This is a genomic window from Streptomyces sp. TLI_105 (genome assembly GCF_900105415.1).
Lineage (GTDB): Bacteria > Actinomycetota > Actinomycetes > Streptomycetales > Streptomycetaceae > Streptomyces.
On record NZ_FNSM01000001.1, the window covers coordinates 3191971 to 3216139 of the forward strand.

Below are 24169 nucleotides of genomic sequence, written 5' to 3' on the forward strand. Positions count from 1 at the left end.
CTCCTTGCTTCTCACTCTTTCGCGCGACCTTTCGCCTCCCGGGGCGCAGTACGCCCTTCGGGTGTCAACCTAAGGTTGCCTCGCGGCGAATCCAATGGTCATGAACGTCCTGCCCGCCCTCCTGGAGCACGAGGGCGGGCAGGGCGCGCTGAGCGGGCTCGGCCCGGACCAGGCCACGGCGGAGCGGGCGATCGCCGAGACGATCGCCCCGGTCGCGGTCCAGGCGTCGGGGGTCCGAGTGGCGGTCAGGCGGTACGGGCCCGGCGGGAGACCACCGCGCGCAGCACACGGCCGCCCTCGACGGAGAGTTCGCGCGCCCGGCGCAGGCCGGTCGGGCCGTGGGCGGCCGTTTCGAGGACGGCCAGCTGACGGCGGAGCTCCCCGGCGAGCAGCGGGCCCGCGCCGTCCGCGTCCCCGGCCCGGCAGCGCTCGACGAGCCCCTCGGGCACTTCGGCCGCGTCGTACCGCCCGTGCAGGGCGAGCGCCGCGGCGGAGCAGTCGCCGGCCCAGGCGCGCAGGGCCTCGGCGGTCCAGGCCGCCGGGGCCTCGGCGAGCATGCGGCGTACGGCCTCGGCGTCCTCCGTACCGTCGACGTCGAGGTCGACGCGGGCCTTGGCGACGGCCTCGCCCCACGCGCCTCCGTCGCCGCGCGCGACGGCCGCCCACACGGGGCGCAGGGCGTCGGCCCGGTCGGGGGCGAGCAGCGGCAGACAGCGGTCGAGGCAGGCGAGTCCGGCCGCGGCCAGCCCTCGCTCGTCGGCCCCGTCGATCAGTTCCAGCAGGCTCCGGCCGTTCCCCGACGTCATGGACGCCTCCTCGCCACCCGATGCGGACGCAGTACTTCCACTACTGCGCCGGGGGGCGCTTTTTCGTCACTGCGCGGCCGGAATCATGCCAGTGGCCTTGGCGTGCTGCATAGAGGTCAGACGCCGGACGAGGAGGACGGCGAGGACGGCGGCGGCGACGTTGAGGCCGTAGCCCACCAGGGACCAGGCCGTCGCGGTGTCATAGGCCTCGACGGTTTCGGCGTTCTTGTACAGCCGCCCGGCGATCGAGTCCGTGACGTTGCCGACGACGAAGCACACCCACCAGCTGTTGAGCAGCGTCAGCTCCCCCTTGGCGTCGGGGGCGTACGGTGCCCAGCGACTGGCCCGCCAGATGTCGGCCGCGATCACCCGCGGGATCCAGAGGTTGCCGATCGGCACGAACCAGCCGCCGATCGCCCAGCCGGGCTTCCGGCCCTGCAGATCACCGGCCCAGACCTCGGCGTTGTTCCGCAGCCGGTGGAACCAGACGATGAAGACGACGATGGTCGCCAGGTGCACCAGGCCCGCCGTGGCGTAGGCCCCGTCGACCGGCCCGACCGCGAAGTCGGAGTAGTACGGGTCGTCGGCCACCAGATCGTGGCCTTCGATCCCGGCGAGCAGGACGTCGAAGAAGATGTTGCCCGCGAGCAGGGCCACGACGGCCCGCGAGAGGCCGATCGGGTTCTTGAGCGTGCGCATGTGGTGGGTTCCCCCCAAAGGAACACGCGGCGCCCACTCGGCCGCCGCCGGGGGAACGTACGCGATCCGGACCGATCGCGTCCACGACAAAAGATCAGCGCACCTTCGACGCCAGCGCCTTGAACTGCGCCCAGGTCGGCGCCGGTGGCCTGGGGTCCCAGACCTTCTGGGCCAGGGCCGCGAGCGGCAGGCGGATGCCGTCCGCCACCTGGGCCGGTGTCTGCGCCCGTGACAGGTCGCACCAGACCGCGAGCCGGCCGCCGAGGATCTGGGGGTCGTACCGCGCCGGCACGGGGGTGGAGCCGCGCAGGACGCGGGGGGTCCACTGCTCGTAGATCCGGCGGCCGGTGGGGTACGGGAACTTATTGGGCTCGCCCAGGATGTAGTAGAGGTAGTCGTCGTTGAGGTTGACCAGCTTGCGGCCCGCGCTCAGGTACGAGACGGGCAGCCGGGCGCCGATCTCGCGGCCCGTCCAGTACTCGACCTCGAGGTCCTTGTCCGGGCCCACCACCCCGCCCGTGAAGAAGCCGTCGTTCCAGGCCTTGAGGGTCTTGCCGGTGGGCCGGACGACGGCCGCGCGGTCGTTGAGCCAGCCGGTGGCGAGGTCCTGGACGCGGCCGGAGGGCCCGTACTTCGCGACCGCGGCCCGCGCCAGCTTCGGGTAGCTCGCCTCCGGGTTCTTGGACATCAGGGCGACGTACTCGTCGCCGCCGAGGTGCCAGTACGCCCCGGGGAAGAGCCCGGTGTACTCGCGCAGCAGCTCGTCGACGATCTTCGCCGCCTCCGGGTTCGAGATGTCGACGGTCCCGCGCGGGGTCCGGCCGCTCGCGCTGACGAGCTGGAGGCCGGGGTGGGCGGCGATGACGGCGCCGAGGTGTCCCGGCGAGTCGATCTCGGGGATCACCGTGACGTGGCGGCTCGCGGCGAGGGCGAGGATCCGGCGGACCTCGGCCTTGGTGAGGTGCTCGGCCGAGACGACCTCGGGGTGGCCGGCGGACTCGATCCGGAAGCCCTGGTCGTCGGAGAAGTGCAGCCCGAGCTGGTTGAGCTTCAGGTCGCCCATCTCGCGGATGCGGTCCTCGATCCAGGCGGCGGTGAAGTGCTTGCGGGCGATGTCGAGCATGAGTCCGCGCTGCGGCTTCGCGGGCCGGTCGGTGACGGTCCCCTCGGGCATGGCGCCGGTGGCCTTCACCGACTGCTTGAGGGTGCGGGTGCCGTAGAAGACCCCGGCCTCGTCGGGGCCTGCGATCCGGACGCGGCCGCCCGTGACCGTCAGGGTGTACGACTCGGGGGCGCCCGTCCCGCCGAGGGCCAGTTCGACGTCCCCGGGCGCGGCCGCGGCGGCGCCGCGGTACGGGATGCCGAGCTCCCCGGCGAGCAGCCGCCCCTCGTCGGCGAGGGCCCCGCTGTTGGCGGCGAGGACGACCCCGCCCGTGGGTGCGGGCTTCCAGCCGGGGCCGCGGGCGGCCTCGTGGGCGCGGACGGCGGGGACGGTGCGGGGCGCGGTGGAGAGGGGGTGGTTCTTCGTGGGGGTGGGGGTGGGCGTCGGCTTGGGGCCGGGCGGCGCGGCGCTCGTGGGTGCGGCGCTCGCGGACGCGCCCGTGGCGGCCGGGCCGGAGGGCGGACCGGCCGGAGAACCGTTCGAGCAGGCCGCCACGGTGGCCAGCGCCACCGCGGTCGTCAGAAGGGCGGGGGCCCGACGAGGCCCTCGGAGGGAGTACCGCATCATTCGGAATCCTCCCCCAAGGACGAGGGTCCGACCAGTCGGCGGGGCGGAAGCCGATCGTCCATCATCTGTTCCGAAACCCTCCCTTCCGGGTGAAAATCGCGCATCCGTCGGACACTTCCCTCTTCCCGTCGATAACGTTGAGTCACGTCCACCCCACCCGTCCCGGAGTACCGGAGTCCACGCTGACCAGCGACACCCACGCCCCCTGCCGGAAGCCGGGCGCCGCGGACACCCCTGCCATACCTGCCCAGCAGACCCGTTCCCGGCACACCGGCGGTCTCGTCGGCTTCAACGCGGCCTCGCCCGCCGAGGCGGTGGCGCTGCTGCTGTCCTGCTGCCACAGCACGCGCTGGGCCGAACGGGTGGCGGCCCACCGCCCGTACCCGACCGTGGACGCCCTGCTCGCCGCCGCCGACGAGGCCGGGTACGACCTCTCCCGCGCCGATCTCGACGAGGCCCTGGCCGCCGAGTCCTCCACGCCGCCCCATCCGGACGCCCCTCCGGCCGCCCGGACCGCGCTGCGGGCCGCTCACGCCGCGTACGAGAACAATTTCGGACACGCGTTCGTGATCAGCCTCGACGGAGTGCGCCCCGGGGAGCGGCTCGACCAGCTACTGGCCGGTATCCGGTCACGTCTCGGCAACGAAGCGGAGGAGGAGCGGGTGGTCGCCGCCGACGAGCTCCGCCGCCTCGCCCGCGCCCGACTGGCCTTCCGGGTGACCCAGGGGCTCACACCGCGACACTCCGGGCCGTGATTTCGTCCGCAATGCGGTGATTCCACCCTGTGCGATAGCCCGTCCGTGCCTGTTTGATCACACCGATGGACCCCGGGCGAGCGAACCGACAAGTCGTCGCTACGATGACCGGGGCCGGTGGACCGTACCCGGCCGGGTCAGACCGACAGAGAAGCCGGCCGACCCCGATCCCCGCTCCCGGAGGGTTTTTCCGTGCCGGCTGGAACGCTGTACCGCGGCCGGGAAGGAATGTGGAGCTGGGTGGCTCATCGAGTCACCGGCGTCCTCATCTTCTTCTTCCTGTTCGTACACGTGCTGGACACCGCTCTCGTCCGCGTCTCCCCCGAGGCGTACGACGAGGTCGTCGCGACCTACAAGACGCCGATCGTCGCTCTCCTCGAGTACGGCCTCGTCGCTGCCATCCTCTTCCACGCGCTGAACGGCCTGCGGGTCATCGCCGTGGACTTCTGGTCCAAGGGCCCGCGCTACCAGAAGCAGATGCTCTGGACCGTCGTGGGCATCTGGGTCGTGCTGATGGCGGGCTCCCTGTACCCCGTCCTCGGCCACGCCGCACGTGAACTGTTCGGGAGCTGACGCCAGACATGTCGACTGACACCACCTCCGCGATCGGACCCGTCGAGGGCGGCGCGCGCTACGACGCGGACAACCCCGCGCCGTACATCGAGGCCCCCCGCAAGCGCACGGGCAAGACCCCGCGCGCGACCCGCGGCAACTTCGAGATGGCCGCATGGCTCTTCATGCGCCTCTCCGGCGTGGTCCTCGTCGTCCTGGTCCTCGGCCACCTGCTGATCCAGCTCTTCCTGGACGGCGGCGTCACCAAGATCGGCTTCGCCTTCGTGGCCGGCCGCTGGGCGTCCCCGTTCTGGCAGGTCTGGGACCTGCTGATGCTCTGGCTCGCCATGCTGCACGGCGCCAACGGTCTCCGCACGGTCATCAACGACTACGCGGAGCGGGCCAACACGCGCCTGTGGCTCAAGGGCCTGCTGTACACCGCCACGGTGTTCACCATCCTTCTGGGCACGCTGGTGATCTTCACCTTCGACCCGAACATCCGCTAGGCACGGGGCTGAGGTAATCCACGTCATGAAGATCCACAAGTACGACACCGTCATCGTCGGCGCCGGCGGCGCCGGCATGCGCGCCGCCATCGAGGCGACGAAGCGCAGCCGCACCGCCGTGCTGACGAAGCTCTACCCCACCCGCTCCCACACGGGCGCCGCGCAGGGCGGCATGGCCGCCGCGCTGGCGAACGTGGAGGAGGACAACTGGGAGTGGCACACCTTCGACACGGTCAAGGGCGGTGACTACCTGGTCGACCAGGACGCCGCCGAGATCCTGGCGAAGGAGGCCATCGACGCCGTCCTCGACCTGGAGAAGATGGGCCTGCCGTTCAACCGCACCCCGAACGGCACCATCGACCAGCGCCGCTTCGGCGGTCACTCCCGCAACCACGGCGAGGCCCCGGTCCGCCGGTCCTGCTACGCCGCGGACCGCACCGGCCACATGATCCTCCAGACGCTGTACCAGAACTGCGTCAAGGAGGGCGTGGAGTTCTTCAACGAGTTCTACGTCCTGGACCAGCTCCTGGTCGAGGAGGACGGCGTCAAGAAGTCGGCCGGTGTGGTCGCGTACGAGCTCGCCACCGGCGAGATCCACGTGTTCCAGGCCAAGTCCGTCATCTACGCCTCCGGCGGCACCGGCAAGTTCTTCAAGGTGACCTCCAACGCGCACACCCTGACCGGTGACGGCCAGGCCGCCTGCTACCGCCGCGGCCTGCCCCTGGAGGACATGGAGTTCTTCCAGTTCCACCCGACGGGCATCTGGCGCATGGGCATCCTGCTGACGGAGGGCGCCCGCGGTGAGGGCGGCATCCTCCGCAACAAGGACGGCGAGCGCTTCATGGAGAAGTACGCGCCGGTCATGAAGGACCTCGCGTCCCGTGACGTCGTCTCCCGCTCCATCTACACGGAGATCCGTGAGGGCCGTGGCTGCGGTCCCGAGGGCGACCACGTCTACCTGGACCTGACGCACCTCCCGCCGGAGCAGCTCGACGCCAAGCTCCCGGACATCACCGAGTTCGCCCGTACGTACCTCGGCATCGAGCCGTACACGGACCCGATCCCGATCCAGCCCACCGCGCACTACGCCATGGGCGGCATCCCGACCAACGTCGAGGGTGAGGTCCTCTCGGACAACACCACCGTCGTCCCGGGCCTGTACGCGGCCGGCGAGGTCGCCTGCGTGTCGGTGCACGGCGCCAACCGCCTCGGCACCAACTCGCTGCTCGACATCAACGTCTTCGGCAAGCGCTCCGGCATCGCCGCCGCCGAGTACTCCGCCAAGCACGACTTCGTCGAGCTGCCGGAGGCCCCCGAGGCCTTCGTCGTCGCCCAGATCGAGAAGCTCCGCAACTCCACGGGCAACGAGCGGGTCGCCGACCTGCGCCGTGAGCTCCAGGAGACGATGGACGCCAACGTGATGGTGTTCCGCACGGAGCAGACCATCAAGACGGCCGTCGAGAAGATCGCCGAGCTGCGCGAGCGCTACGAGAACGTGTCCATCCAGGACAAGGGCAAGCGCTTCAACACGGACCTCCTGGAGGCCATCGAGCTGGGCAACCTGCTCGAACTGGCCGAGGTCATGGCCGTCTCGGCCCTGGCGCGCAAGGAGTCCCGCGGCGGTCACTACCGCGAGGACTACCCGAACCGCGACGACGTCAACTTCATGCGCCACACCATGGCGTACCGCGAGGTCGGCGAGGACGGCTCCGAGACCGTCCGTCTCGACTACAAGCCGGTCGTCCAGACCCGCTACCAGCCGATGGAGCGTAAGTACTGATGGCTACCCCCGTACTGGACAAGGTCGAGGCGGACTCCGCCGCCTCCCCGTACATCACGGTCACGATGCGGATCCGCCGCTTCAACCCCGAGGTGTCGGACGCCGCGGTCTGGGAGGACTTCCAGATCGAGATCGACCCGAAGGAGCGTGTGCTCGACGCCCTCCACAAGATCAAGTGGGACGTCGACGGCACGCTGACCTTCCGTCGCTCGTGCGCGCACGGCATCTGCGGCTCGGACGCGATGCGGATCAACGGCAAGAACAGGCTCGCCTGCAAGACGCTGATCAAGGACATCAACCCCGAGAAGCCGATCACGGTCGAGGCCATCAAGGGCCTGACGGTCCTGAAGGACCTGGTCGTGGACATGGAGCCGTTCTTCCAGGCGTACCGGGACGTCATGCCGTTCCTGGTCACCAAGGGGAACGAGCCGACGCGCGAGCGCCTGCAGTCCGCCGAGGACCGCGAGCGCTTCGACGACACCACCAAGTGCATCCTGTGCGCCGCGTGCACGTCGTCCTGCCCGGTCTTCTGGAACGACGGCCAGTACTTCGGTCCGGCCGCGATCGTCAACGCGCACCGCTTCATCTTCGACTCGCGTGACGAGGCGGGCGAGCAGCGCCTGGAGATCCTCAACGACAAGGACGGCGTGTGGCGCTGCCGCACGACGTTCAACTGCACGGACGCGTGCCCGCGTGGCATCGAGGTCACGAAGGCCATCCAGGAAGTGAAGCGCGCGCTGATCACGCGTCGCTTCTGACGCCCTGTTCGGCCGGGGAGCCCGCTTCTGTACGCTGCGGCGTGCAGGAGCGGGCTTTCCCATTGCCGGGCTTTTCCAACGCACAGAGAATCGGGGACTGATGAGCGAGCCGAACCCATACGCGGACGGTGAGTACAAGTGGGGTCCGGGGCAGCAGGGCGGGACGCCCGGGAGCCCGGCGTACGGATATCCGCAGGACGCGACGCCCGGGTACGGGTACCCGCAGACGCCGCCGCCCTACCAGCCGACCCTGCCGGGTGGCGTGCCGGTGCCGCCGCAGCACGGGCCCGCGGGCGGGGGCGCGCCGGTGCTGAGCCTCGGTGACATCACCGTGGTCGGCGACCAGATCATCACGCCGGCCGGCAACATGCCGCTCAAGGGCGCCGTGTGGAACGCGATGGACATGTCGCGGACCGAGGAGAAGATGCCCACCGTGGCGATCGTCCTCGCCGTGATCTTCTTCCTCTTCTGCCTGCTCGGCCTGCTGTTCCTGCTGATGAAGGAGAAGAGCACGACGGGCTTCATCCAGGTCACGGTGACCAGCGGCGGGCGCCACCACTCGACGATGATCCCGGCGACGGGCCCGGACACGTTCCACTGGGTCATGGGGCAGCTGAACTACGCGCGCTCGCTGAGCGTGTGACGCGCGGCGTCAGCCCCCGACGAGCGGGACGAGTCTGAGGAACACGACCTCGGTCTCCGGGTCCACCGTCACCGTCTCGTCGAGCTCCTCGACCTGACGGTCGCCCACCAGGACCAGGAAGCCGTTACGCCCGAAGGCCTCGACGGCCCGGGCGAAGGCCTCTTCGTGAGAGGCGTGGGCCGTCTCGTGCTCGACCCTGCGGCGGATCAGCTCCCGCAGGGTGAGCCGTTCTTCCGTGACGGGCAGGCGGGGGCCGGCCGTGCGGCCCCCCGTGGTCGTCTCGTCGACGAAGGTCACCGTTCCCATGCCGGGGAGCGTACGGGCCGGCACTGACAGGGCCCGGCCGCCGACGGGCTCAGGCGTGCCGGACGAGCACAGGCATGCCGGACGGGCTCAGGCGTGCCAGGACTGGGCGGTGCCGCCCGCCTCCGCCTCGACCATGATCCGGCGCAGCATGCCGTTGAGCAGGTCGCGTTCCTCCGGGGTGAGGACGCCGAGCAGCCGGTACTCCTCGTGGCCGAGGACGTCCATCGCGCCGAGCCAGGTCTCGCGGCCGGAGGCGGTGAGTTCGACGACGACCCGGCGGCGGTCGGTCGTGGACTGGGTGCGGCGGACGAAGCCGCGCTTCTCCAGGGCGTCGAGGCGCCCGGAGACGGAGGCGGGGGCCAGGTCGAGGTCCTGGGCGAGCTCGGAGGGGGCGGCGCTGCCGCCGCGCCCCGCGAGCTTGTGGAGGGTGTCGAACTCGTGGCGTTCCAGGTCGAAGTCGACGAGGGACTGCTCCCTGACCCGGCGCAGGTGGACCGAGAGTTTCTTCATCCGGGTGACCGCGCCTTCGACGACGGGGTCGAGGCCGGGCAGGACGGGCTGCCAGCGCTCGACGTGCCCGTCGGTCCAGTCGCGCGGTGCGTGGGGTGCGCGGGATTCGCGGGGGGCACGCGGTTCCTCGGGGTGTGCCATGGGGTGATCGTACGTCGGCGGGGCGCCGTTCTCCCCGGAAGTATTTCGTTGACGAATTATTCGGCACCGAAATACTCTGCGGTCCATGTCCGCTGCCCCCGTGCGTCCCGTCACGCCCCCAGCCGTCCCCCACCCCCTGCGCACCCGCCCCTTCCGCCTCCTCTTCACCGGCCGTGCCCTCTCCCTCCTCGGCGACGCCGCCATCCCCGCCGCCCTCGCCCTCGCCGTCCTGGAGGCCACCGGCTCCACCTCGGCGCTCGCCCTGGTCCTCGGCTGCGCGATGGTCCCCAAACTGCTCCTGCTGCCCCTGGGAGGCGTCGCCGGGGACCGCTTCGACGCCCGCACGGTCGCGCTCACCACGGACCTCGTACGCTGCGCCACCCAGCTCCTCGTCGGCGTCCAGCTCCTCGGCGGCGCCCCCAGCCTCGCCGTCCTCGCGGTCGCCGAGGCCCTCGGCGGCGCCGCCGGAGCCTTCGCCATGCCGACCGGCTCGCCGCTCGTGAAGGGCACGGTGCCGGAGGAGGCCCTGCACCGGGCCAACGCCGCGATGGGCGTCGCCCAGAGCGCCACCCGCCTCGCGGGACCCGCGCTCGCCGGCACCCTGGTCCTGACCGTCGGCCCCGGCTGGGCGTTCGTCCTGGACGCGGCCACCTTCGCCGTCAGCGCCCTGCTCCTGACCGCCGTACGGGTGAAGCGGGTCCCGGTCCCGCGCCGCTCGCTCCGCGCAGACCTCGCCGAGGGCTGGCAGGAGGTCCGCTCCCGGGACTGGTACTGGACCAGCCTCATCGGCCACAGCGCCTGGAACGGCGCCGCCGCCGTCCTGATGACCCTCGGCCCCGCCATCGCCGTGGACCGGCTCGGCGGCGGCACCACCTGGGTCGTCCTCCTCCAGGTCGGCGCCGTCGGCTTCCTCCTCGGGACGCTGCTCGCCGACCGGGCCCGCCCCCGGCGCCCGGTCCTGACCGCGAACCTCGGCCTCGCCACGTACGCGCTGCCGCTGGTGCTGCTCGCCCTCGCCGCGCCCGCGCCGGTGACGATCGCGGCGTACGGGCTCGCGCAGGCGGGGCTCGGCTTCCTCTCGCCCGTCTGGCAGACCGCCGTCCAGCGCGCGGTGCCCGCCCACGCGCTCGCCCGGGTCACCTCGTACGACTGGCTGCTCTCGCTCGCCGCGATGCCCCTGGGGTACGCCCTCGCCCCGCTCGCCGCCTCGGCCTGGGGCCCTCAGGTCCCGCTCCTCGCCGCCGCGGTGGCGGTGGGCGGCTGCTGCGCGGGGACGGCGCTGGTGCCGGGGGTGAGGCGGTTCAGGTAGGGCTGTCAGTGGGGTCCTCTACCGTCGGGAGCATGGTGGGGATCACGGAACCGGGCGGCGGGTTGGACGAGGCGCTTGCGGAAGGGCCGGAGGCGGTGGGCGAGTTGATCGGCTCCCTGGACGCGACCGGTCGGCGCGAGGCGGCGCTCGCGCTTCACCGGCGCGTGTGCGGGCGGTCGGACGAGGGGACGGCGAAGGCCGTCCTCGCCGTCCTGGCCGGGCAGGAGCTGGGCTGGTCGGTCGCCGAGGCGGACCTGCTGCTCGCCCGGCTCCTCGGCAAGGACGCCGAAGTCGCCCCGCACGAACTGCGGAAGTCGTTCCTCGCCCTGGTGCCGATCGTCCTGGCGGCGGCGGACGAGGCCGGGGACTTCGACCGGCCCCGGGTGCGGGTGCTGCGCGGCATGGCCGAGTACCTGCGGGTCCACCGGCAGGACGAGTTCAGCCTGCTCCGGGACCGGATGGACGTGCTGCTGCGCCGTGAGGCCCCCGTCGACGAGGGCCTGCTGCCCCGTCACCTCCTCGACGGGAACGACGACTACGGCCCGGCGATGCGTGCCGCGCACGCGGAGCTGCTCGTCCGCCCCGGAGTGCCGGAACTCCTCGCGCACTGTGCCCTGATGGACCGGCCCCGGGCGACGAGGGCCTGGCGGAAGGAGTCGGCCGCACGCCTCGCGCGGGCCGAGGCCGGGGCGGAGGTGGTGCGGCGGCTGTTGGAGGGGATCGCCGCACAGCCCGAGCACCGGGTGGACGATCCGGACCCCTACGGGATGGGGGTCCCGACCCTGGCCGACAGGGCCAACACCTCCCTCGTCCGCGGCCTGTCGTGGGCCGCGCTCGACGTCGACGCCGACTGGGTCGTGCCGCTCGTCGGGGCCGTCGCGCTGCACGCGGGGACGGGGATCGGCGGTTCCGGCGGGTTCTGCCGCAGTCAGCCGCTGGCCACGACGGCGGTCGCGGTGCTCGGGGAGTGCGGGGGCGCCCGGGCCGAGGAGGCCGTGCAGTGGCTCGGGCGGCTGCCGAAGAAGGTGAGGAACCGGACGGTCGGGAAGGGGATCGTGAAGGCCCTGGAGGCGGTGGCGGCCCGCTCCGGGCTCACGCCCTCTATGCTCCGCGAGCGCGGGGTGGCGACGCTCGGTCTGGGCGGGCGCGGGGTCCGGGAGGTGCCGCTCGGGGCGTACACGGCGGAGCTCTCGGTACGGGAGCCGGGCACGGTCGCGCTGTCCTTCAGGGGCCCGGAGGGGAGGCTCCTGAAGGCCGCGCCGAAGGAGGTCCGGGAGGCGCGCGCGGAGGAGCTGAAGGAGGTCAGGGCGACCCTGAAGGAGCTCAAGGGCCTGGTGGCGGCCGAGCGGTCCCGGCTCGAGGAGCACCTCGTGGCGGGGACGGTCTGGCCGGCGGAGGACTGGCAGCGGTACTACGTCGACCATCCGGTGACCGGAGCCCTGGCCCGTGCGCTGCTCTGGGAGGTCACGGAGGGCGCGGCGGACGGCGGGTGGACGGCCGGCGTCCCGGAGCGGGCGGGCGGCGGCTGGGCCCTCGCCGGGCACGACGGGACGGCGCGCCCGGTCGGTCCGGGCGCCCGGCTGCGGCTGTGGCATCCGCTGCGGGCCGGCGGCGAGGAGGTCGCCGAGTGGCGGACCGCGCTGGCGGAGCGGGAGGAACGCCAGCCGTTCAAGCAGGTCTTCCGCGAGGTGTATCCGCTGACTCCGGCGGAGCTCGCGACCGGTTCGTACTCCAACCGCTTCGCGGGGCACGTCCTGCGGTACGGGCAGGCGCGGGCGCTGATGGCCGAGCGCGGCTGGACGGGGAACCACCTGGGGTACTTCTCGGACGGCTGGTCCTCGGAGCTGGTGAAGGAGCTGCCCGCGCCGGGCGAGCTGCCGGCCGGGGAGGGGACGCGCTGGCGGGCCCGGTTCTTCGTGGAGCTGGTCGACGAGGGGGCGCGCGGGGACGGGGTGGCCCGGCTCTGCTCCACGGACCAGGTGCGCTTCGAGCGGCGGGCGGGGGCGCGGGGCGCCTGGGCGGCGGCCGCGCTGACCGACGTACCGGCGCTCGTGCTCTCCGAGGCGCTGCGGGACGTCGACCTGTTCGTGGGGGTGGCGTCGATCGGGGCGGACCCGCGGTGGCGGGACCGGGGGGAGGACCGGGCCTACGACGGGTACTGGGAGAGTTGGTCGTTCGGCGAGCTGACGGAGTCGGCGCTGATCCGGCGCGAGACGCTGTCCCGGCTGCTGCCCCGGACGCGGATCGCGGACCGGGTGGAGCTGACCGACCGCTTCCTGCGGGTCCGGGGCGAGCTGCGCGCGTACCGGATCCATCTGGGCTCGGGGAACGTGCTGATGGAGCCGGACGACACCTATCTGTGCGTGGTGGAGGACCGCGTGCGGGACCGGGGGAAGGTGTTCCTGCCGTTCGAGGAGGACGGCGGGCTGCTCTCGGTGATCCTGTCGAAGGCGCTGCTGCTCGCCGCCGACGACCGCATCACCGACACGACGATCACCTCGCAGATACGCCGGGGCTGAGCTCGGCGGCCGTCTCCGCGAGGAGGGCGAGGAAGGCGAGGAGCAGCCGGGCGGTCTCCTCCGGGCGCTCCAGGGCCGGGAAGTGGCCGGCCCAGTCGAGGTCGACGCGGCGGGCGGCGGGCAGGAGCCGTCCGAGCTCGTCGGCGATCGCCCGGAAGTCGGGCAGGTCGTGGGCGCCGACGGCCACGAGGGCGGGGACCCGGATGCGGGCGAGGTCGTCGCGGGTGACCTCGGGGGCGACGGGGTGGTGCTCCTCGGGGGCGGCGAGCTGGAGGTCGAAGGCGCGCCGCTGCGCGTCCCGGACGAGGGCGCGGGCGGCCTCGTCGGCCTCGGGGCCGAGCCAGGTGTCGACGTTGAGCTCGACGGCCGCGTCGAGGTCGCCCGCTTCGAGGAGCGCGTCCTCGCGGGCTTCCCAGGCGCGCAGCTCGTCGCTCGGTTCCATGCCGGGAACGGCGGAGGCGAGGAGGGCGAGCGCGACGACGCGTCCGGGGTGGCGGGCGGCGAGTTCGAGGGCGACCCGGCCGCCGAAGGAGGAGCCGACGACGACGGCGCGCTCGACACCGAGGTGGTCGAGGAGCTCGCGGACGTCCTCGGCGTGGGTGTGCGGGGCGTCCATGGGGCTGTCGCCGAAGCCGCGGAGGTCGCAGCGGACGACTCGGTGTCCCGCTCCGGCCAGCGCGTGGAACTGGCCGTCCCACATCCGGCGGTCGCAGACCCCGGAGTGCAGCAGGACGACGGTCGAGGGGCCGGTGCCGGCCACGTCATGAGAGAGCGTCACCCGCCAGACCCTAGGGGGCGGGACATGACCGGTCCACCTCATCCCCCCAGCGACTTGAACACGTTCAAGAGGAGGTCTACAGTCATGACTGCCAGCTTTTGAACGCGTTCAAGGGAGGGTGGGGCATGGACCTCACTGTCGTCGCGTACATCGTCTACCTGCTGATCAGCGTGGCCCTCACCATCTGGGTCGCCCGCACGCTCAGCCGCAACGGAAGGATCTTCCTCTCCGACGTCCTGCACGGGAACGAGAAGCTCGCGGACGCCGTCAACCACCTCCTGGTGGTCGGCTTCTACCTCGTCAACTTCGGCTTCGTCGCCCTCTACCTGAGCCAGGACGCCGCCGTCGTCGACGCCCGGGCACTCTTCGAGGCCCTCTCCGTCAAGCTCGGAGTGGTCCTGCTCGTCCTCGGCGTGATGCACCTCGGAAACGTCTACGTGCTCAACAAGATCCGCCGCCGCGGGGTCATGGAGCGCGAACAGGTGCCGCCGGTCGGCCCCCAGGGCTGGGCCACCACCCCCAAGGGCGGCCCCTGGGCCCCGCCCGCGCCCCAGGGCTGACCGCGATGTCGGCCCCCACGACCCCCGTGGGACGCCTGACCGTGCTGTACGACGCCGACTGCCCGCTCTGCGTGCACCTCAGGCACTGGCTGCTGCGCCAGCGTCAGCTCGTCCCCCTCGACCTCGTACCGGCCGGCTCGCAGCAGGCCCGGCACCTCTTCCCGGCCCTCGACCACACCGCCACCCTGCGGGAGATCACCGTGATCGGGGACCGGGGCCAGGTCTACCGCGAGACCGCCGCCTGGATCGTCTGCCTCTGGGCCCTGGCCGACCACCGGCCCAAGGCCCACTGGCTGGCCACTCCCGCCGGACAGCCCTTCGCCCGGCTGACCGTCCTGGCGGCCGCGAAGTGGCGCGAGGCCCTCAAGGGACCGGGGCCGGACGACGGGCCCTGCCGGGACGGGCACTGCGAGGTGCCCGGTCCGCCCGGTTAGGCTCGGCCCTGTGAAGGACGTGAAGGAAGAGAAGAAGGCCGACGAGAAGAAGGCCCCCAAGAGCGAGCAGACCCGCACGCTCATCCTCGAAACCGCGCTCCGGCTGTTCAAGGAGCGCGGTTACCACAAGACGACGATGCGGGCCATCGCCCAGGAGGCCGGGGTCTCCGTCGGCAACGCGTACTACTACTTCTCCTCCAAGGAGCACCTCGTCCAGGGCTTCTACGACCGGATCGCCGAGGAGCACCAGGCGGCCGTCGAGTCCATCCTGACCGGCCCCGAGAAGGACCTGACCGCCCGGATCCGCGGGGTCTACCTCGGCTGGCTCGACATCGCGGAGCCGTACCACGAGTTCGCGGCCCAGTTCTTCAAGAACGCCGCCGACCCGGACAGCCCGCTCAGCCCCTTCTCCCCCGAGTCGGAGGGCCCGCGCGAGGCGGCGATCGAGGTGCACCGCCGGGTCATCTCCGGCGCCTCGGTCAAGGTCGACCCGGAACTGAGGGAAGCACTCCCGCAGTTGCTCTGGCTCCAGCAGATGGGCCTGGTGCTGTTCTGGGTGTACGACCGCTCGGAAGGCGCGGCGAACAGCCGGCGCCTGGTGGAGCGCCTCGCGCCGGTCACCGCCCGCGCGATCTCGCTCTCCCGCTTCCGGATCCTGCGCCCGCTGGTCAAGGAGACGCACGAACTGCTCTCCGACTTCATGCCGACGGCGGCCGGGATGGCGGCTTCGGGCAAGCCCGAGAAGCGGACGAGCCCGAAGCCGCAGGGCACCGCCTAGATCCAGCTGAGCTCCCACAGGCGCCAGATGCCCGTGCCGTCCGACAGGTACTGGGAGCCGGTGACCGCCTCCGTGGAGAGGACGTAGTCCTTCTTCTGCCACAGCGGGACGAGCGGCACGTCGGCGGCGACCTCGTTCTGGATCTCCTTGAAGTCGTTCGTCGCCCGGCCCCGGTCGCTGTACTGCTGCGTCGAGGCGATCAGGCTGTCGATCCGCTTGTTGGAGAAGCCGTTGTGCAGGGTGTTCGCGGTGCCGACGAGCGGGGCGGTGAAGCTGTCGGAGTCGGGGAAGTCGGGGAGCCAGCCGACGGGATAGGCGTCGTAGCTGCCCTTCGCGTACCCCTTCTGGAAGCTCTTCCAGTCGACCTCGAGGACCTTCACCTTGAAGAGGCCGGTCTCGTCCAGCTGCCGCTTGATCTCGGCGGCCTCGGCGACGTAGGTGGCGTCCTTGCGGACGCCGAGGGTGAACGCCACCGGCGTCTTGATCCCGGCGTCCTTCAGGAGCTCCTGGGCCTTCTTCCGGCTCGGCTCCGGGTAGACGTCGAAGAAGGCGGTGCTGTGCCCGACGAAGCCCTGCGGGATGAGGGAGTAGAGCGGCTCGACCGTGCCCTTGTAGGCGCCCTCGGTGATCGCCGGGCGGTCGAGGACGGCGGCGACGGCCTGCCGTACGGCCTTGTCCGCCATGGGCGAGCCGGGCCGGACGTTGAAGTTGAGGTTGCGGATCTCGGCGCTCTCCGCCTCGGTGATCCGGGTCCCGTCCTCCGTGCCCAGGGACGCGATGAAGTTCGGCGGGAGCTGCCGGTGCGTCACCTGGACCTCCTTCGCCTTCCAGGCGTTGGCGAGGTCCTCGGACTGGCCGAAGTACTTCACCAGGACCGTGTGACCGGTCTTGGTGACGGCGCCCCTGTACCGCGGGTTGGGCTCCAGGCGGGCGGACTCGCCCTCCTTGTACTCCTTGAGGACGTACGGCCCCGAGCCGTCGACCGCGGAGTCCGTCCGCAGCCTGTTGGCCGGGTAGTGGTCCTTGTCCACGATCGAGCCGGCGCCCGTGGCCACCTTCAGCGGGAACGTGGCGTCACGGCCGCTCAGGTGGAAGGTGACGGTACGGCCCTCGGCCGAGACGTTCTTCAGGGTCGGGAAGAGCGGCTGCGGACCGACGTCGGTCTTGATGCGCAGCATCCGCTCGAAGGAGTACTCGACGTCCTCGGCGGTGATCTTGCGCCCGCTGGCGAAGGTGAGGTCGTCGCGGAGCGTGCACTGGTACGTGGTGAGCTTGGTGCCCACGAACTTGCAGCTCTCGGCGGCGTCCGGCACCGGCTGGGAGAGGCCCGGCTTGAACGTCAGCAGCGACTGGAAGACGTTGCTGTACATGGCCCAGGAGCCGGCGTCGTAGGCGCCCGCCGGGTCGAGTGAAGTGACCTCGTCGGTCGTGCCGACGGTGATCGGATCGGTCCGGACGCCGTCGGAGGGCAGGAGTTGCCACCCCCCCACTCCGGCGGCCACCAGTACTCCACAAGTGATGAGGATCCGCAGACGGACCGTCGACCGCATTGCCGTGCTTCCTTTTTTTGAGACCACCCCAGATGCGACGGCCCCCGGAAAACGTCGCGCTGGCTGCATCCCATCACACGGCTTTCACATGGGGAAGGGAAAATTTTCACACGACAGGTATATGTCCGGGATATGAGAATTTAAGTCGATGAGCAGCACGTATCGCTCTCGGCGCGGGGAGTGACGGCGTCCGGTCAGGCCTGTTTCGAGGCGAGTTCGACGATCGTGATGTCGGAGGGCGCCCCGACCCGGACCGGAGGCCCCCAGGCGCCCGCGCCCCGCGAGACGTACAGCTGCGTGTCCCCGTACCGCTCCAGGCCGGCGACGGTCGGGTTGGCGAGCTCGGCGAGGTAGTTGCCGGGCCAGAGCTGGCCGCCGTGGGTGTGCCCGGAGAGCTGGAGGTCCACGCCGTGGCGTACGGCGTCGTGGACGACGATCGGCTGGTGCGCGAGGAGCACCGCGGCGCGGGCCCGGTCGCGGTCGCCGAGGGCCCGCGCGAAGTCGGGGCCCTCGCCCTCGCTCTCCCCCGCGACGTCGTCGACGCCGGCGAGGTCGAAGCCGGCCGGGATCTCCACGCGCGCGTTGCGCAGCGGACGCAGGCCGAGCTCGCGGACGTGGTCGACCCAGGCGTCGGCGCCCGAGAAGTACTCGTGGTTGCCGGTCACGAAGAAGGAGCCGTGACGGGCCCGGAGCCGGGCGAGCGGCTCGGCGGCCGGGCCGAGGTTCTCGACGGTCCCGTCGACGAGGTCGCCGACGACGGCGATCAGGTCGGGCTGGGCGGCATTGATCGAATCGACGATCCGCTGGGTGTGGGCGCGGCCCAGGATCGGCCCGAGGTGGATGTCGGACACGACGGCGATCCGGTAACCGTGCGCGGCGCGCGGGATCTTGGCCAGCGGCACGGTGACCCGCTTGACCCGGGGCCCGCGCAGCACACCGTACGTCCCGTACCCGACGGTCCCGACGGCGACGGCGGCCGCGGCCCCCCCGACGACCCGGGAGACGAACAGCCGCCGGGAGAGGTTGGACTCCCGCGGCTCGGTCACCGGAGCGGGTACGGGCTCCGCCGCTTCGGCCACGGGCACGGATACGGGCTCCGCCGGGGCGGCGGCTCGGCGGCCCGTCCAGGCGCGCAGGAGCGGCCGGACGGCCTCGCCGACGAGCAGGGCCAGGACCAGGTACAGGAGCACGGCGAGCCAGAGGAACCCCGGCCAGGCCACCGTCTGCTGGAGCAGGAAGGGCGCGCCCGCCCGCGAGGAGACCAGGGCCGCGAGCGAGAGCAGCGGCAGGACCACGACGGCGGCCGTGCCGAGCCGGCGCGCGAGGCTCCCGGCCACCGTGACGTCACGCACGAGACGCCGCCACACGTACCAGTGGACCGCCCCGAGCAGCGCGAGCACCACGACCAGGACCAGCAGAAAGACGACCACGCCCCCCGGAACCCCTCTTCTAGGCGTCCGCGCGGCGCGCGGCGCGCACCCCGCGCAACCCGATCACACCGATCGCCGTCCCCAGGACAAAGGACGTGACGGCAAGCAGCAGATGAACCCAGAAGTAGGCCGTCGGGTCGCCGGCGTCGTCGAAGGCGAGGCCGCTCCCGTCGTTCCAGAGGTTCTTGACGAAAGTGACCCAGATGAACCAACTCCATGCCCCGAACGCGAGCAGGAACCAGGAGACGCGGCGGCTGAGCTTCATGACCCCAGTATCACCGTCGGCCTCCCGGTCCCCGCTTCCGGGTGGACGGGCGCGGGTGAACCGCCTGCCGGGGTTCGGATCGGTTGTGCGTACCTGTACGTTCTCGACCGTGTCTGCTTCGAAGAAGACCGCTTGGGCGGTCACCGCTGCTGTGCTCCTGCCGCTCGTCACCGCCGCGCCCGCGGCGCACGCGGACGGGAAGGACGGGAAGGACAAGCAGCCCAAGCCTCCCGCCGTGATGTCCAAGGTCGGCGGTGACCTGCTCAGCAAGCCGGGGACGCAGGTGCGGCTCGGTCCCGGTGCCCCGGTGCTGCCGAAGGAGCTGTCCGGCCGCTCCTGGATCGTCGCGGACGCGGAGAGCGGGCAGATCCTCGCCGCGCACAACGCGCACTGGCGGCTCGCCCCGGCCTCCACGCTCAAGATGCTCTTCGCGGACACCCTGCTGCCGAAGTTCCCCAACAAGACGCAGAACCACCTGGTCACCACCGCGGACCTGGCCGGGATAGGGGACGGCTCCAGCCTGGTCGGCATCAAGGAGAAGCAGACCTACAGCGTCCGCGACCTGTGGCTCGGGGTGTTCCTCCGCTCCGGCAACGACGCCGTGCACGTGCTGACCAGCATGAACAACGGTCTCCAGCAGACCGTGCAGGACATGAACGACCAGGCGGTCGAGCTCCAGGCCCTCGACACCCACGTGGTCTCCCCGGACGGCTACGACGCCCCGGGCCAGGTCTCCTCCGCGTACGACCTGACGCTCATCGCCCGCCACGGGATGCAGAACGCGGACTTCCGCGCGTACGCCGCCACGGCCCGCGCCGCCTTCCCCGGCGAGGCCAAGCCGGGCAAGAAGCGCGAGACCTTCGAGATCCAGAACACCAACCGGCTCCTCACCGGAGACATCGGCGTCGCCCCGTACCAGGGCATCGCGGGGGTCAAGAACGGCAACACCACGCACGCGGGCGCCACCTTCACCGGGGTCGCCGAGCGGGGCGGCAGGGTCCTGCTCGTCACCGTCATGAACCCCTCCTCGGAGGAGCAGCACGCGGTCTACCGGGAGGCCGCCCGGCTGCTCGACTGGGGCTTCGCCGCCTCCGGGAAGGTGACGCCGGTGGGCGAACTGGTGCCGCCGCTGTCGGCGCGCACGGCGTCCCCCACCCTGGAGGACGTCACGGCTCCGGCGGCCGGGAAGGACGCCCCGCAAAAGCCGGTCCACGCGGCCGCCCCCGCCGTGAGGTCCGGCGGGATGGGGATCGCGCTGGCCGTGGCGGGTGGTGTCCTCGTCCTGCTGGCCGCGGCCGGCTTCCTGGTCAACCGCCGCTGGCCGCTGGCCGGGGCGGCGGCGGCGACCCGTCGGCGCCGTTCCCCGTCCCCCGAGGAGTCCCCCGAGGAGTCTCCGGAGAAGTCCCGGGAGGAGTCTCCGGAGGAGACCCCGGCCCCGGCTCCGACTCCGACCCCGGCTCCGGAGCCGAAGGGCTCTTCCGACGTGACTCCGTAGCCGTCCAGGCCGCGCAGAACAGCAGCAGTTTCGCGGTGAAGTTGATCCAGAGGAGCAGGGCGACCGGGACGCCGAACGCCCCGTACATCGACTTCGCCGCGACCCCCTTCATGTAGCCGCCGAGCAGCAGCTTCAGCAGCTCGAAGCCGACCGCGCCCATCAGTGCCGCCGTCACGAGGTCCCGGCGGCCCGGTTCGACGCCCGGCAGCAGCGTCAGCACGTACAGCAGGATCAGGAAGTCGGCGACGACGGCGACGAGGACGGCGGCCACCTGGAGCAGGATGCCGCCCGCTCCTCCGCCCGAGATGCCGAGCCGGTCGGCGCTCCAGCCGACGGCGGTGGAGCCGAGCCAGGACGCGGCGAGCGAGCCGAGCGCGACGCCGCCGAGACCGAGGAGGATCAGCGCGTCCTTGCCCTTGAGCAGGATCGGGTTGCCCTCGACGCCGTCGAGCCCCCAGACCGCGCGCAGGCACTCCCGCATGGAGCCGATCCAGCTGATGCCGGTGACGAGCAGGACGGCGCCGGCGACGATCCCGATCGTGCCGGCGTTGGCGACGAGCCCGCCGATGTCGAGCTGATCGGAGATGCCGGGGACCTGGTCGCCGATCTTCTTCTCGATGGTGTCGAGCTGGTCGTCGGTGAGGAGCGCGGCGCCGATCGCGGCGGCGACCGTGATCAGCGGGAAGAGGGCGATGAAGGAGACGAAGGTGATCGCGGCGGCGAGCCGCGTCCAGTGCGCCGCGTCGAGGGTCTCGTACGCGTGCCAGCCGTGGGTCCGCATGAGGCGGGCGACCCACGGGCCGATGACGGGGAGTCTGGTCAGCCAGTCCATGTCGTACGTCTGCTCCTCGCGCCGTCGATCACTCGGTCACTCAGGTACGAGAATCCCCCGCCGGGGCTCGGGGACCCGCGACCGACATCCCGTACGGCGCGGACGGTGCCGGACCGTGGGGGTTCTTTCCCGGTGCTCCTTGCGTTCCTTCGGGCATCCGTTCCGACGAGCCGCTCCGTAATACCGGCATAAGCGCCATATCCGGCTATACGGTCACCTCCATGGCTGTCGAGACCCGCGTCCCGGACGAAGACTGCGAAGCGATCAGCGGCTGGGGCCGCACCGCCCCCACCCTCGCGCGCGTGCACCGGCCCCGCGGGCACGCCGAGGCCGTCGAGGCCGTCCTCGCCCCCGGCCGCCGGGGCGTCGTCGCCCGTGGCCTGGGCCGCGCGTGCGGCGACGCCGCGCAGAACGCCGGCGGCACCGTCCTCGACATGAGCGGCTTCGACCGGATCCTGGCCGTCGACACCAGCGCCGGGCTCGTCGTCTGCGAGGCGGGCGTCACCCTGCACCGGCTGATGGAGGCGCTGGTGCCGTTCGGCTGGTTCGTCCCCGTCGCCCCCGGCACCCGGTACATGACCGTCGGCGGCGCGATCGGCGCTGACGTCCACGGCGGGAACCACCCCGTCTCGGGCTCCTTCGGCCGGCACGTGACCGCGCTCGAACTCCTCACCGCCGACGGGCAGATCCGCACCGTGCCGCCGGGGACCCCGCTCTTCGACGCCACCACCGGCGGCCTGGGCCTGACCGGCGTGATCCTCTCGGCCACCCTGCGGCTGCTGCCCGTCGAGACCTCCCTGATGCGCGTGGACACCGAGCGCGTCCCCGACCTCGACGCGCTGATGGCCCGGCTCGCCGACGGCGGCCGGCGGTACCGCTACTCCGCCGCCCGGATCGACCTGCTCGCCCGGGGCGCCGCCACCGGCCGCGCCGTCCTGACCCGCGGCGACCACGTGCCGTACGACGCGCTGCCCCGCCGCCACCGGGCCCGCCGCACGCCGTTGGACTTCCGGCCGGGGCGGCTGCCCGCACCGCCGCCGTACGTCCCCGGCGGACTGCTCGGCCGCACGTCCGTCGGGCTCCTCAACGAGCTCTGGTACCGCGGGGCCCCGCGCGCCGCCACCGGCCGGCTCCAGTCGCTGCCGGCCTTCTTCCACCCCCTCGACGGCGTCCCCCACCGGAACCGGATCCACGGGCCCGAGGGCTTCGTCCGGTACCGCTTCGTCGTCCCGTACGGGCAGGAGGACGCCCTCCGGCGGATCGTGCGGCGGATCGCGGACCGGGGCCTCCCCTCCTTCCCCGCCGTCCTGAAACGGTTCGGCGCGGGCGACCCCGGCCCGCTCTCCTTCCCCCTCCCCGGCTGGGCCCTCGCCCTCGGCCTCCCCACCGGCCTGCCCGGGCTCGGGCACTTCCTCGACGCGCTCGACGAGGAGGTCGCGGGCGTCGGCGGCCGGGTCGACCTCGCCGACGACTCCCGGGTCCGGCCGGAGGCCCTGGCCGCGATGTACCCCCGGCTCGACGAGTTCCGGGCGCTGCGCGCGGCGCTCGACCCGCGGTCCGTCTTCACCTCGGACCTCGCCCGCCGTCTCGGCCTCTAGAGCCCCTGGAGCCTCTAGGACCTCCCGGACTTCAAGGAGTTCATGTGAAGGACGCCTTCGGTGCCCCGCAGTCGCTGCTCGTCCTCGGCGGCACCTCCGAGATCGGGCTCGCCACCGCCCGCCGACTGATCGCGCGCCGCACCCGCACGGTCCGGCTGGCGGGCCGCCCCTCCCCCGCGCTCACGGCCGCCGCGGACTCGCTGCGCGCGCTCGGGGCGGACGTGCGCGCCGTGCCCTTCGACGCGCTCGACACCGCGTCGCACGAGGAGCGGCTCGGGAAGGTCTTCGCCGAGGGGGACGTCGACATGGTGCTGCTCGCCTTCGGGGTCTTCGGCGACCAGGCGCGCGACGAGTCGGACCCGGTCGCCGCCGTCCGGGTCGCGCAGACCAACTACACGGGCGCCGTCTCGGCCGGTCTGGTGTGCGCGGGCGCGCTCCAGGCGCAGGGGCACGGTTCGCTGGTGGTGCTCTCGTCGGTGGCGGGCGAGCGGGCGCGCCGCGCCGACTTCATCTACGGCTCGTCGAAGGCGGGCCTCGACGCCTTCGCGCAGGGCCTGGGGGACGCGCTGCACGGCACGGGCGTGCACGTCATGGTCGTACGACCCGGGTTCGTGCGCTCGAAGGCGACGGCCGGGCTCGCGGAGGCGCCGCTCGCGACGACCCCGGAGGCGGTCGCGGGCGCGATCGAGCTGGGGCTGCGGCGGCGCTCGGAGACGGTGTGGGTGCCGGGCTCGCTGCGGATGGTGAGGGCGGCCGTACGGCACGTGCCGAGGCCGCTGTTCCGGCGTCTGCCGGTGTGACGTACGGCTCCGGGGCCCGTCCGGCGGATCAGGCCGTCGGCGTCGGGGTGTCGACCGGGCTGCCGCCCTGGGCGGGGACGGCGGCGATCGGGCGGCCGCTGCCGAACTCGTAGTCGTACAGCTTCCGCCAGACCCCGTCCGGGCCCTGCTCGTACAGCGCGAAGGAGCGGCAGGTCCAGGCCGCCTCGTACCCGGCGAGCTCCTCGAACGCCCGGTCCATCCCCTCCTCGGAGATGCCGTGCGCCACGGTGACGTGCGGGTGGTACGGGAACTGGAGCTCGCGCACCAGCGGCCCGGCCTCGTCGCGGATCCGGTGCTGGAGGCGGTGGCAGGGGGTGACGCCCTCCTCCACCTTCACGTAGACGACCGGGGAGAGCGGGCGGAAGGTCCCGGTGCCCTTGAGGCGCACGGGGAACGGCTGGTGCTCGGCGGCGACGCCCGCGAGGTGGGCCTCGATCTCCGGCAGCCGCTCCTCGGGGACCTCGGTCGGCGGGACCAGGGTGACGTGCGTGGGGATGCCGTACGCGGCCTGGTCCCCGAAGCCGGCGCGCCGCTCCTGGAGCAGGCTGCCGTAGGGCTCCGGGACCGCGATCGAAACGCCGAGCGTTACGGTCCCCACGTCGTTCTCCTCCGTCG

General features: G+C 72.2%; 24 protein-coding genes and 1 pseudogene. 14 read left to right on the forward strand and 11 right to left on the reverse strand.

Annotated features, from left to right (window positions below; genetic code table 11):
• Positions 1 to 245 precede the first annotated feature (245 nt).
• From BLW86_RS14410 to BLW86_RS14420, 3 genes are all read right to left on the reverse strand, one after another.
• Positions 246 to 806, reverse strand: a complete 561-nt coding sequence (locus BLW86_RS14410; RefSeq protein ID WP_093874433.1) for a hypothetical protein — start codon at positions 804 to 806, stop codon at positions 246 to 248.
• Positions 807 to 872: 66 nt separating this feature from the next.
• The gene (locus tag BLW86_RS14415; protein WP_093874434.1) at positions 873 to 1505 is read right to left on the reverse strand and encodes a DUF4328 domain-containing protein; all 633 of its coding nucleotides are present in this window, start codon (positions 1503 to 1505) and stop codon (positions 873 to 875) included.
• A gap of 94 nt (positions 1506 to 1599) precedes the next feature.
• Positions 1600 to 3234 (reverse strand): beta-N-acetylhexosaminidase, encoded by a 1635-nt coding sequence (locus BLW86_RS14420; protein ID WP_177181652.1) that lies wholly within the window; start codon positions 3232 to 3234, stop codon positions 1600 to 1602.
• A 137-nt stretch (positions 3235 to 3371) separates the two neighbouring features.
• Between BLW86_RS14420 and BLW86_RS14425 the strand changes: the two genes are divergently transcribed.
• The 6 genes from BLW86_RS14425 to BLW86_RS14450 all read left to right on the forward strand — a co-directional run bounded on the left by BLW86_RS14425 (position 3372) and on the right by BLW86_RS14450 (position 8228).
• Positions 3372 to 3989, forward strand: coding sequence for a 2-oxo-4-hydroxy-4-carboxy-5-ureidoimidazoline decarboxylase (locus tag BLW86_RS14425; protein ID WP_256341311.1), 618 nt, complete (start codon positions 3372 to 3374; stop codon positions 3987 to 3989).
• 192 nt (positions 3990 to 4181) lie between these two features.
• Positions 4182 to 4562: a succinate dehydrogenase, cytochrome b556 subunit gene (gene sdhC, locus BLW86_RS14430; protein WP_015035721.1), complete on the forward strand. Its 381-nt coding sequence runs from the start codon at positions 4182 to 4184 to the stop codon at positions 4560 to 4562.
• Positions 4563 to 4570: 8 nt separating this feature from the next.
• Positions 4571 to 5047, forward strand: coding sequence for a succinate dehydrogenase hydrophobic membrane anchor subunit (locus BLW86_RS14435; protein ID WP_093874435.1), 477 nt, complete (start codon positions 4571 to 4573; stop codon positions 5045 to 5047).
• 25 nt (positions 5048 to 5072) lie between these two features.
• A complete protein-coding gene (sdhA, locus tag BLW86_RS14440; RefSeq protein ID WP_093874436.1) occupies positions 5073 to 6827 on the forward strand; it encodes a succinate dehydrogenase flavoprotein subunit in 1755 nt (584 codons plus the stop codon).
• Positions 6827 to 7585, forward strand: coding sequence for a succinate dehydrogenase iron-sulfur subunit (locus BLW86_RS14445; protein ID WP_093874437.1), 759 nt, complete (start codon positions 6827 to 6829; stop codon positions 7583 to 7585). Before sdhA ends, BLW86_RS14445 begins: the two co-directional genes overlap by 1 nt.
• Before the next feature lie 100 nt (positions 7586 to 7685).
• Positions 7686 to 8228 carry a hypothetical protein gene (locus BLW86_RS14450; protein WP_093874438.1) on the forward strand — a complete coding sequence of 181 codons (543 nt, stop codon included), beginning with the start codon at positions 7686 to 7688 and terminating at the stop codon, positions 8226 to 8228.
• 9 nt (positions 8229 to 8237) lie between these two features.
• Here the strand turns inward: BLW86_RS14450 and BLW86_RS14455 are convergent, their stop codons facing one another.
• Together BLW86_RS14455 and BLW86_RS14460 are read right to left on the reverse strand one after the other, a co-directional pair.
• Positions 8238 to 8534: a hypothetical protein gene (locus BLW86_RS14455; RefSeq protein WP_093878665.1), complete on the reverse strand. Its 297-nt coding sequence runs from the start codon at positions 8532 to 8534 to the stop codon at positions 8238 to 8240.
• Positions 8535 to 8621: 87 nt separating this feature from the next.
• The gene (locus BLW86_RS14460; RefSeq protein WP_093874439.1) at positions 8622 to 9185 is read right to left on the reverse strand and encodes a MarR family winged helix-turn-helix transcriptional regulator; all 564 of its coding nucleotides are present in this window, start codon (positions 9183 to 9185) and stop codon (positions 8622 to 8624) included.
• Positions 9186 to 9270: 85 nt separating this feature from the next.
• Here BLW86_RS14460 and BLW86_RS14465 point away from each other — a divergent pair, with 85 nt between their 5' ends.
• Both BLW86_RS14465 and BLW86_RS14470 read left to right on the forward strand, forming a co-directional pair.
• Positions 9271 to 10494: an MFS transporter gene (locus BLW86_RS14465; RefSeq protein WP_093874440.1), complete on the forward strand. Its 1224-nt coding sequence runs from the start codon at positions 9271 to 9273 to the stop codon at positions 10492 to 10494.
• A gap of 32 nt (positions 10495 to 10526) precedes the next feature.
• Positions 10527 to 13013: a DUF4132 domain-containing protein gene (locus tag BLW86_RS14470; protein ID WP_107466071.1), complete on the forward strand. Its 2487-nt coding sequence runs from the start codon at positions 10527 to 10529 to the stop codon at positions 13011 to 13013.
• On the opposite strand, the gene BLW86_RS14475 is transcribed toward BLW86_RS14470, so the two are convergent.
• Positions 12988 to 13791 carry an alpha/beta fold hydrolase gene (locus tag BLW86_RS14475; protein WP_093874442.1) on the reverse strand — a complete coding sequence of 268 codons (804 nt, stop codon included), beginning with the start codon at positions 13789 to 13791 and terminating at the stop codon, positions 12988 to 12990. The genes BLW86_RS14470 and BLW86_RS14475 overlap by 26 nt on opposite strands.
• A gap of 125 nt (positions 13792 to 13916) precedes the next feature.
• Between BLW86_RS14475 and BLW86_RS14480 the strand changes: the two genes are divergently transcribed.
• The 3 genes from BLW86_RS14480 to BLW86_RS14490 are packed head-to-tail and all read left to right on the forward strand — an operon-like array spanning position 13917 to position 15563.
• Positions 13917 to 14351: a hypothetical protein gene (locus BLW86_RS14480; protein WP_093874443.1), complete on the forward strand. Its 435-nt coding sequence runs from the start codon at positions 13917 to 13919 to the stop codon at positions 14349 to 14351.
• A gap of 5 nt (positions 14352 to 14356) precedes the next feature.
• Positions 14357 to 14785: a thiol-disulfide oxidoreductase DCC family protein gene (locus tag BLW86_RS14485; protein WP_177181653.1), complete on the forward strand. Its 429-nt coding sequence runs from the start codon at positions 14357 to 14359 to the stop codon at positions 14783 to 14785.
• A 10-nt stretch (positions 14786 to 14795) separates the two neighbouring features.
• Positions 14796 to 15563 (forward strand): TetR/AcrR family transcriptional regulator, encoded by a 768-nt coding sequence (locus BLW86_RS14490; protein WP_093874444.1) that lies wholly within the window; start codon positions 14796 to 14798, stop codon positions 15561 to 15563.
• On the opposite strand, the gene BLW86_RS14495 is transcribed toward BLW86_RS14490, so the two are convergent.
• The 3 genes from BLW86_RS14495 to BLW86_RS14505 all read right to left on the reverse strand — a co-directional run bounded on the left by BLW86_RS14495 (position 15560) and on the right by BLW86_RS14505 (position 18808).
• The gene (locus tag BLW86_RS14495; RefSeq protein ID WP_093874445.1) at positions 15560 to 17113 is read right to left on the reverse strand and encodes an ABC transporter substrate-binding protein; all 1554 of its coding nucleotides are present in this window, start codon (positions 17111 to 17113) and stop codon (positions 15560 to 15562) included. The two genes, BLW86_RS14490 and BLW86_RS14495, sit on opposite strands and share 4 nt — an antisense overlap.
• A 194-nt stretch (positions 17114 to 17307) precedes the next feature.
• Positions 17308 to 18543, reverse strand: coding sequence for a metallophosphoesterase (locus BLW86_RS14500; protein WP_093874446.1), 1236 nt, complete (start codon positions 18541 to 18543; stop codon positions 17308 to 17310).
• A gap of 19 nt (positions 18544 to 18562) precedes the next feature.
• Positions 18563 to 18808 (reverse strand): SCO4848 family membrane protein, encoded by a 246-nt coding sequence (locus BLW86_RS14505; RefSeq protein ID WP_093874447.1) that lies wholly within the window; start codon positions 18806 to 18808, stop codon positions 18563 to 18565.
• Between the two features lie 238 nt (positions 18809 to 19046).
• Here BLW86_RS14505 and BLW86_RS44040 point away from each other — a divergent pair.
• Positions 19047 to 19772: pseudogene (locus BLW86_RS44040) on the forward strand (D-alanyl-D-alanine carboxypeptidase family protein); the annotation flags it as partial.
• A 343-nt stretch (positions 19773 to 20115) separates the two neighbouring features.
• Here BLW86_RS44040 and BLW86_RS14515 read toward each other — a convergent pair.
• On the reverse strand, positions 20116 to 21135 hold the full coding sequence (locus BLW86_RS14515; RefSeq protein WP_093874448.1) for a YihY/virulence factor BrkB family protein: 1020 nt from the start codon (positions 21133 to 21135) through the stop codon (positions 20116 to 20118).
• A 221-nt stretch (positions 21136 to 21356) separates the two neighbouring features.
• Here BLW86_RS14515 and BLW86_RS14520 point away from each other — a divergent pair, with 221 nt between their 5' ends.
• Both BLW86_RS14520 and BLW86_RS14525 read left to right on the forward strand, forming a co-directional pair.
• Complete coding sequence (locus BLW86_RS14520; RefSeq protein WP_093874449.1) at positions 21357 to 22733, forward strand: FAD-binding oxidoreductase; 1377 nt, start codon at positions 21357 to 21359, stop codon at positions 22731 to 22733.
• Between the two features lie 44 nt (positions 22734 to 22777).
• Complete coding sequence (locus BLW86_RS14525) at positions 22778 to 23533, forward strand: decaprenylphospho-beta-D-erythro-pentofuranosid-2-ulose 2-reductase (protein WP_093874450.1); 756 nt, start codon at positions 22778 to 22780, stop codon at positions 23531 to 23533.
• 28 nt (positions 23534 to 23561) lie between these two features.
• Here the strand turns inward: BLW86_RS14525 and BLW86_RS14530 are convergent, their stop codons facing one another.
• Complete coding sequence (locus BLW86_RS14530; RefSeq protein ID WP_093874451.1) at positions 23562 to 24152, reverse strand: 2'-5' RNA ligase family protein; 591 nt, start codon at positions 24150 to 24152, stop codon at positions 23562 to 23564.
• Positions 24153 to 24169 lie beyond the last annotated feature (17 nt).